6 protein-coding genes are annotated in these 6,091 nt (G+C 44.8%); 5 read left to right on the top strand and 1 reads right to left on the bottom strand.

The genetic code is table 11. The features are described from left to right. Positions 1-186 precede the first annotated feature (186 nt). The 4 genes from ACI35L_RS15220 to ACI35L_RS15205 all read left to right on the top strand — a co-directional run bounded on the left by ACI35L_RS15220 (position 187) and on the right by ACI35L_RS15205 (position 4,827). The gene (locus ACI35L_RS15220) at positions 187-1,488 is read left to right on the top strand and encodes a pyrimidine-nucleoside phosphorylase (protein WP_439803231.1); all 1,302 of its coding nucleotides are present in this window, start codon (positions 187-189) and stop codon (positions 1,486-1,488) included. A gap of 31 nt (positions 1,489-1,519) precedes the next feature. Then, positions 1,520-2,194, top strand: coding sequence for a deoxyribose-phosphate aldolase (deoC, locus tag ACI35L_RS15215; RefSeq protein WP_049669228.1), 675 nt, complete (start codon positions 1,520-1,522; stop codon positions 2,192-2,194). 141 nt (positions 2,195-2,335) lie between these two features. Next, positions 2,336-3,520 carry a NupC/NupG family nucleoside CNT transporter gene (locus ACI35L_RS15210; protein ID WP_049669229.1) on the top strand — a complete coding sequence of 395 codons (1,185 nt, stop codon included), beginning with the start codon at positions 2,336-2,338 and terminating at the stop codon, positions 3,518-3,520. A 110-nt stretch (positions 3,521-3,630) separates the two neighbouring features. Beyond that, positions 3,631-4,827, top strand: a complete 1,197-nt coding sequence (locus ACI35L_RS15205; protein WP_049669230.1) for a class I SAM-dependent rRNA methyltransferase — start codon at positions 3,631-3,633, stop codon at positions 4,825-4,827. Positions 4,828-4,872: 45 nt separating this feature from the next. On the opposite strand, the gene ACI35L_RS15200 is transcribed toward ACI35L_RS15205, so the two are convergent. Continuing rightward, entirely contained in the window at positions 4,873-5,112 is a 240-nt protein-coding gene (locus ACI35L_RS15200) for a hypothetical protein (RefSeq protein ID WP_439803230.1), read from the bottom strand. Between the two features lie 156 nt (positions 5,113-5,268). On the opposite strand from ACI35L_RS15200, the gene ACI35L_RS15195 reads away from it, so the two are divergent. Beyond that, the gene (locus tag ACI35L_RS15195) at positions 5,269-5,973 is read left to right on the top strand and encodes a class I SAM-dependent methyltransferase (RefSeq protein WP_049669232.1); all 705 of its coding nucleotides are present in this window, start codon (positions 5,269-5,271) and stop codon (positions 5,971-5,973) included. Positions 5,974-6,091: the final 118 nt, after the last annotated feature.

The following is a 6,091-nucleotide window of genomic DNA, read 5'->3' as shown; positions in this document are numbered from 1 at the left end:
CCAAATCCCATGTTTTCTTCCCCTTATTTTGGGAATAGTAATAATTTAAATGGAAGATTTATTAAGTTTTACATTTGTTCACATCTATTTATTACAATTGTTCATCGTTTGTGGTATAGTAATTTTGTAAGTGCTACCAATTACTATATGTTTTTCAGCAACTTCATAAAATGGGGTGTAAAAATCATGAGAATGGTTGATGTTATTGAGAAGAAGCGTAATGGGCATGAATTGGATCAGAAAGAGCTTCAATTTGTGATTGAAGGATTTACGGATGGAAGTATTCCGGATTATCAGATGTCAGCCTTTGCGATGGCTGTTTATTTTCAAGGGATGACACAGGAGGAGCGCGTGATTTTGACGCAATTGATGGTTGAGTCAGGCGATCAGATTGATTTGTCCGCGATTGAAGGAGTTAAGGTGGACAAGCATAGTACTGGCGGTGTTGGCGATACGACGACACTTGTTCTTGCTCCGCTTGTGGCGGCGCTTGATGTACCGGTTGCGAAGATGTCCGGCCGCGGGCTTGGTCATACAGGCGGTACGATTGATAAGCTTGAGGCTGTTCCAGGTTTCCACGTGGAGATTTCGAATCAAGAGTTCATTGATTTGGTGAATAAGAATAAAATTGCCGTGATTGGCCAAAGTGGTAATTTAACACCAGCAGATAAGAAGCTGTATGCGCTGCGTGATGTGACAGCTACAGTGGATTCCATTCCGTTGATTGCGAGCTCGATTATGAGTAAGAAGATTGCCGCTGGGGCAGATGCGATTGTCCTTGATGTGAAAACAGGGGATGGGGCATTCATGAAGAACTTGGATGATGCGAAGGAATTGGCTAAAGCAATGGTTGATATCGGTAATGGTGTTGGCCGTAATACGAAAGCGATTATTTCAGATATGAGCCAGCCGCTTGGATTTGCTGTCGGGAATGCACTCGAGATCAAGGAAGCGATTGATACCCTTTCTGGTAATGGACCGGCTGATTTGAATGAGCTTTGCTTAACGCTTGGAAGCCATATGGTTGTCCTTGCAGGAAAGGCGGACACGCTTGAAGAAGCTCGTCAAAAGCTGGAGGAAGTCATGAAGAATGGCCGTGCGCTTGAAGTATTTAAGACATTCCTTGCTTCACAAGGCGGGGATGCGAGTATCGTAGACGAGCCATCCAAATTGCCTCAAGCGAAATACCTAATTGAGGTGCCGGCGAAGGAAGCAGGGTTTGTGGCCAAAATTGCTGCTGAGGAAATCGGCGTAGCAGCTATGCTTCTTGGAGCGGGCAGAGCAACGAAGGAATCAGAAATTGATTTGGCCGTTGGAGTTGTCCTCAATAAGAAGGTTGGAGATGAGGTAGCCAAGGGTGAGTCCCTCGTGACCATTCATGCGAACCGGGAGAATGTTGAGAACGTCATGAGCATGATTTATGAAGCTTATGAAATCAGCGGAGAGAAAACAGAAGCTCCGACATTGATTTATACAGAAATTCACTAATTCATTTTTAGGAAAGTAGGTTCAGGAAGATATGGCTGAAAAGTTAACAAGTTTAATTGACCACACCCTTTTAAAGGCTGATGCGAGAGAAGAACAAGTGTTGAAGATTGTTGAGGAAGCAAAGGAGTACAAGTTTGCCTCTGTTTGCGTTAATCCAACATGGGTGAAGAAATGTGCCGAATTATTGGCTGATACACCAGAAGTGAAAGTTTGTACGGTTATTGGCTTCCCTCTTGGGGCAAACACACCCGAAGTGAAGGCATTTGAAACGAAGAATGCGATTGAAAATGGCGCGGATGAGGTTGATATGGTTATCAATATCGGTGCTATGAAGGATGGCCGTTACAACGAGGTTGAGGCGGACATTAAGGCAGTCGTTGAAGCAGCGAAGGGTAAAGCACTCGTGAAGGTCATTATCGAGACATGCCTATTAACAAAAGAAGAAATCGAGAAAGCATGCCAATTGGCTGTATCAGCTGGTACAGATTTCGTGAAGACATCCACTGGGTTCTCAACAGGAGGAGCGACAGTTGAAGATATCGCTCTTATGAGAAAAACAGTTGGACCGGAAATCGGCGTGAAAGCATCTGGGGGCGTTCGCAGTCTTGAAGATGCACAAGCAATGGTGAAAGCAGGAGCAACGCGAATCGGGGCAAGCTCCGGTGTATCCATTGCTAAAGGGGAAACAGCAAGTTCTGATTATTAATGGGGAATAAATGGGTTCATTTTGGCAGAAGCTAGAAATGGACAGGTCCTCATTTTTTGGCCCCGTCTCTTCTAAGGAAACGGGGCTTATTTACGGCCACAGGATGGAAAATTTTGGGAGAACATCTTAGCGGAGGGAAACATGAAATATCTCATCTCAATCATCGGGATTTTAATTGTACTAGGATTAGCTTATATCGTTAGTAATAACCGAAAAGACATTAAGTTTAAATATATCGGTATCATGATAGTGCTGCAGGTTCTGTTGACACTATTGCTGCTCAATACGAAGGTTGGCTATTTCATTATTCGCGGCATTGCGATTGTATTTGAACAGCTTCTTCGATATGCAGAAGAAGGCATTGTCTTTGTTTTTGGAGGAATTGCCAATGAAGGACAGGCGCCATTCTTCCTGACAGTGCTCCTGCCAATCGTCTTCATTTCTGTCTTGATTGGTATTTTGCAGCATTTTAAGATTCTCCCATTCATCATGCGGGGAATTGGTTTTCTGCTCAGCAAGGTCAATGGAATGGGGCAGCTGGAGTCGTATAATGCGGTTGCATCAGCCATGGTTGGTCAATCAGAGGTTTTCATTACGGTAAAAAGGCAATTGGACCAGCTGCCTCCAAATCGTTTGTACACTTTATGTGCCTCAGCAATGTCGACCGTTTCGATGTCAATTGTTGGTTCATATATGACGATGATCAAACCTGAATACGTCGTAACAGCCCTTGTGCTGAACCTCTTTGGCGGATTTATCATTGCCTCCATTATCAACCCATACAAGGTTGACCCTGCTGAGGATATTCTTCCAGTGGAGGAAGTCGGCAAGAAACAAACCTTCTTCGAGATGATCGGGGAATATGTGATGGATGGCTTTAAGGTTGCCATCGTCGTTGCTGCGATGCTCATCGGATTTGTCGCCTTGATTGCCTTTATTAATGGCACATTCGATCAAATCTTCGGGGTTACCTTCCAGCAGTTACTTGGCTATATCTTTGCCCCTGTTGCTTTTATCATGGGGATTCCTTGGAGCGAGGCGGTTTCTGCCGGGGGAATCATGGCAACGAAGCTTGTGACCAATGAGTTTGTCGCCATGGTCAGCTTGACGGATATTGCCGATACGTTCAGTGAACGGACGCTAGGTATTCTATCTGTCTTCCTCGTCTCATTTGCGAACTTCTCATCTATTGGGATTATTGCCGGAGCGGTTAAAGGGCTGAATGAACGTCAAGGAAATACGGTCGCCCGCTTTGGATTGAAACTTCTATACGGAGCAACACTTGTCAGCATCCTTTCTGGACTGATTGTCGGGCTCATCATTTAAGCAGATTCCTCCTGGAATCTGCTTTTTTCTTGTCTATGATTTAACTTTTGCTGTTTTTCGTTATACTATAGGGTAGTTAATAAAGACGAATGTAGAGAGTTGTGATAGATATGCAAGAATTAACATGCGAGATTAAAGCGCGGGACAGTAAGAAAATGAAAGGCGGTTTCCCGTTAATTTATAAAAATGCAGTGGCCAACCCAGAACAGCTTCGGGACGAAGGAAGCATTCTGAATCTAGTGGATGAGAAGGGTCAGTTCATTGGAAAAGGTTATTATGGCAATCAAAATAAGGGAATTGGCTGGGTTTTGACACGTAAGCGCAGTGAAGCCATTGACCAGTCATTTTTTGATGCGAAAATAACAAAGGCCCTGCGCGCACGTTCAGCCTACTTTACGAGTGAAAAAACAACAGCCTTTCGCGTATTTAATGGGGAAGGTGACGGCATTGGCGGGCTGATCATCGATTATTATGATGGCTTCTTCGTTATCCATTGGTATAGCCAGGGAATTTACACCTTCAAAGAGATGGTGATTGCCTCGTTACAGAAATGGGAAGGCGGATATAAGGGCATCTATGAGAAAAAACGCTTTGATACGAAGGGGAAATATATTGAGGATGATGACTTCGTTGCAGGTGTGCGTGGAGAATTCCCGCTGATCGTAAAGGAAAACGGGGCGAACTTTGCCGTTGATTTAAATGATGGCGCCATGGTTGGCGTATTCCTTGACCAGCGTGATGTGCGCCGTACAATTCGTGACCGCTATGCAAAAGGCAAAACGGTGTTAAATATGTTCTCCTATACAGGGGCGTTCTCTGTGTTTGCAGCTCTTGGGGGAGCCAAGAAGACAACGAGTGTGGACCTTGCCAACCGAAGCTATGCAAAGACGATTGAGCAGTTCAGCATCAATGGCATTGATTATGAGAGCCAGGACATCATTGTGGAGGATGTATTTAAATACTTTAAGTATGCAGCAAGGAAAGAATTGAAATTTGATATGGTGATTCTTGACCCGCCAAGCTTTGCAAAATCGAAAAAATTCACCTTCAGTGCAGCGAAGGATTATACGAACCTCTTGAAAGAAACCATTGCGATTACAGAAAGAAACGGCATGATTGTCGCCTCAACAAACTGCAGTGCGTTTAATATGGACAAGTTCAAAGGATTCATTGATAAAGCCTGCAAGGATATGAAATGCCGTTACCGCATACGCGAGGAATTCTCACTCCCGACTGATTTCAAAACGATACCTGAGTATAAGGAAGGGGACTATCTAAAGGTCGTCTTCATTGAATTGATTGGATAAAAATAAGAGGAAGCCGCTTTATGAGAGCAGCTTCCTCTTAACTTTTTAGAAGAATAAAGCACCGAGGGCAAATCCGCCAATTAAGCCAAGAGCCAGCGGGTAACCCCAGCCCCAGCCCCAGCCCCAACCCCAGCTATAGCCTCCGCCTTGTCTGCCGCCGTTTGGTCTAATCCAAACATGCTTATTCGTAACACGGGTGATAACGCCAGTATGTTTCCGGCCGTGAATATCGGTAATGCACACATTACGTCCGATATTTCTATTACAAAGCTCATAATAATTCATGAGGAAAGAACCTCCTTCCTGAATCGGTTTCTCTGTATTGTATTTTTGTTTGGACAACTTGCCTGTTTATATACCTATAAGAATCGTTTTTTATTGATGCGGAACACAAAAGGGGGGCATTCATACAATGGCTAAAAAAGGGGGGAAGGGTGCAATATGTATACGTATATGGATCTATTATCAATCCTTGGAATCGGCGGGGCCCATCCAGGCGGAATCAAGGCGACTGATATCATGCTCGGAGGGGAACCCATTAATCAGCAGACAGTCATTCTTGATGCAGGATGCGGAACTGGGCAGACGAGTGCTTATCTTTCATCGCGCTATGGAGCCCAAGTTGTGGCGCTTGATAACCATCCCATAATGGCAGAAAAGGCGAGACAGCGTTTCAGCACGCTAAGCCTGCCGGTTCAGGTCATCGAATCCTCGCTTGAGAACATGCCTCTTGCATCAGGCTCAGTGGATTATTGTTTGTCCGAATCTGTCCTTTCCTTCGCGGACTTTTCTCCATCCGTGAACGAAATTCACCGGGTTTTGAAAAGTAACGGCGTCCTCTATGCGATTGAATTGACTATAGATGGACCAGCAGGACAAGGGGAAAGGCATGCGATTGGGTCCTTCTATGGATTCAAGCAAATGTGGACAGAAGGGGAATGGAAGGCAGCATTCCATCATGCGGGGTTCCGTGATGTACAAATTCAAGAGCTTCCATCCTTTTATGATGATGAGGAGCCGCTGACTGATTTCCTCCCATCTGAGAACATACCGGAGCAAATCTTCCAGGTGCTCTCTGCCCATGAGCAAATGCTCAAGCAATACCGACATTTGATGAATTACCGGATTATACGGGCTCAAAAGTGAAGGGGAGGTAGTTTTTGATGGATGCGGGATTAGAAACCGCTTCTTTCTTTTCCTGCTCCTTGTTAGCTGATAGCCCCTACAAAGGGGAGCTGATTTACGGCTGTTCATTTCGCCCATA

The organism is Pradoshia sp., from assembly GCF_051873915.1.
Classification (GTDB): Bacteria; Bacillota; Bacilli; order Bacillales; family Pradoshiaceae; genus Pradoshia.
The sequence above is the reverse complement of the archived record's forward strand: the minus strand, read 5'-3'. Positions and strand labels throughout refer to the sequence as shown.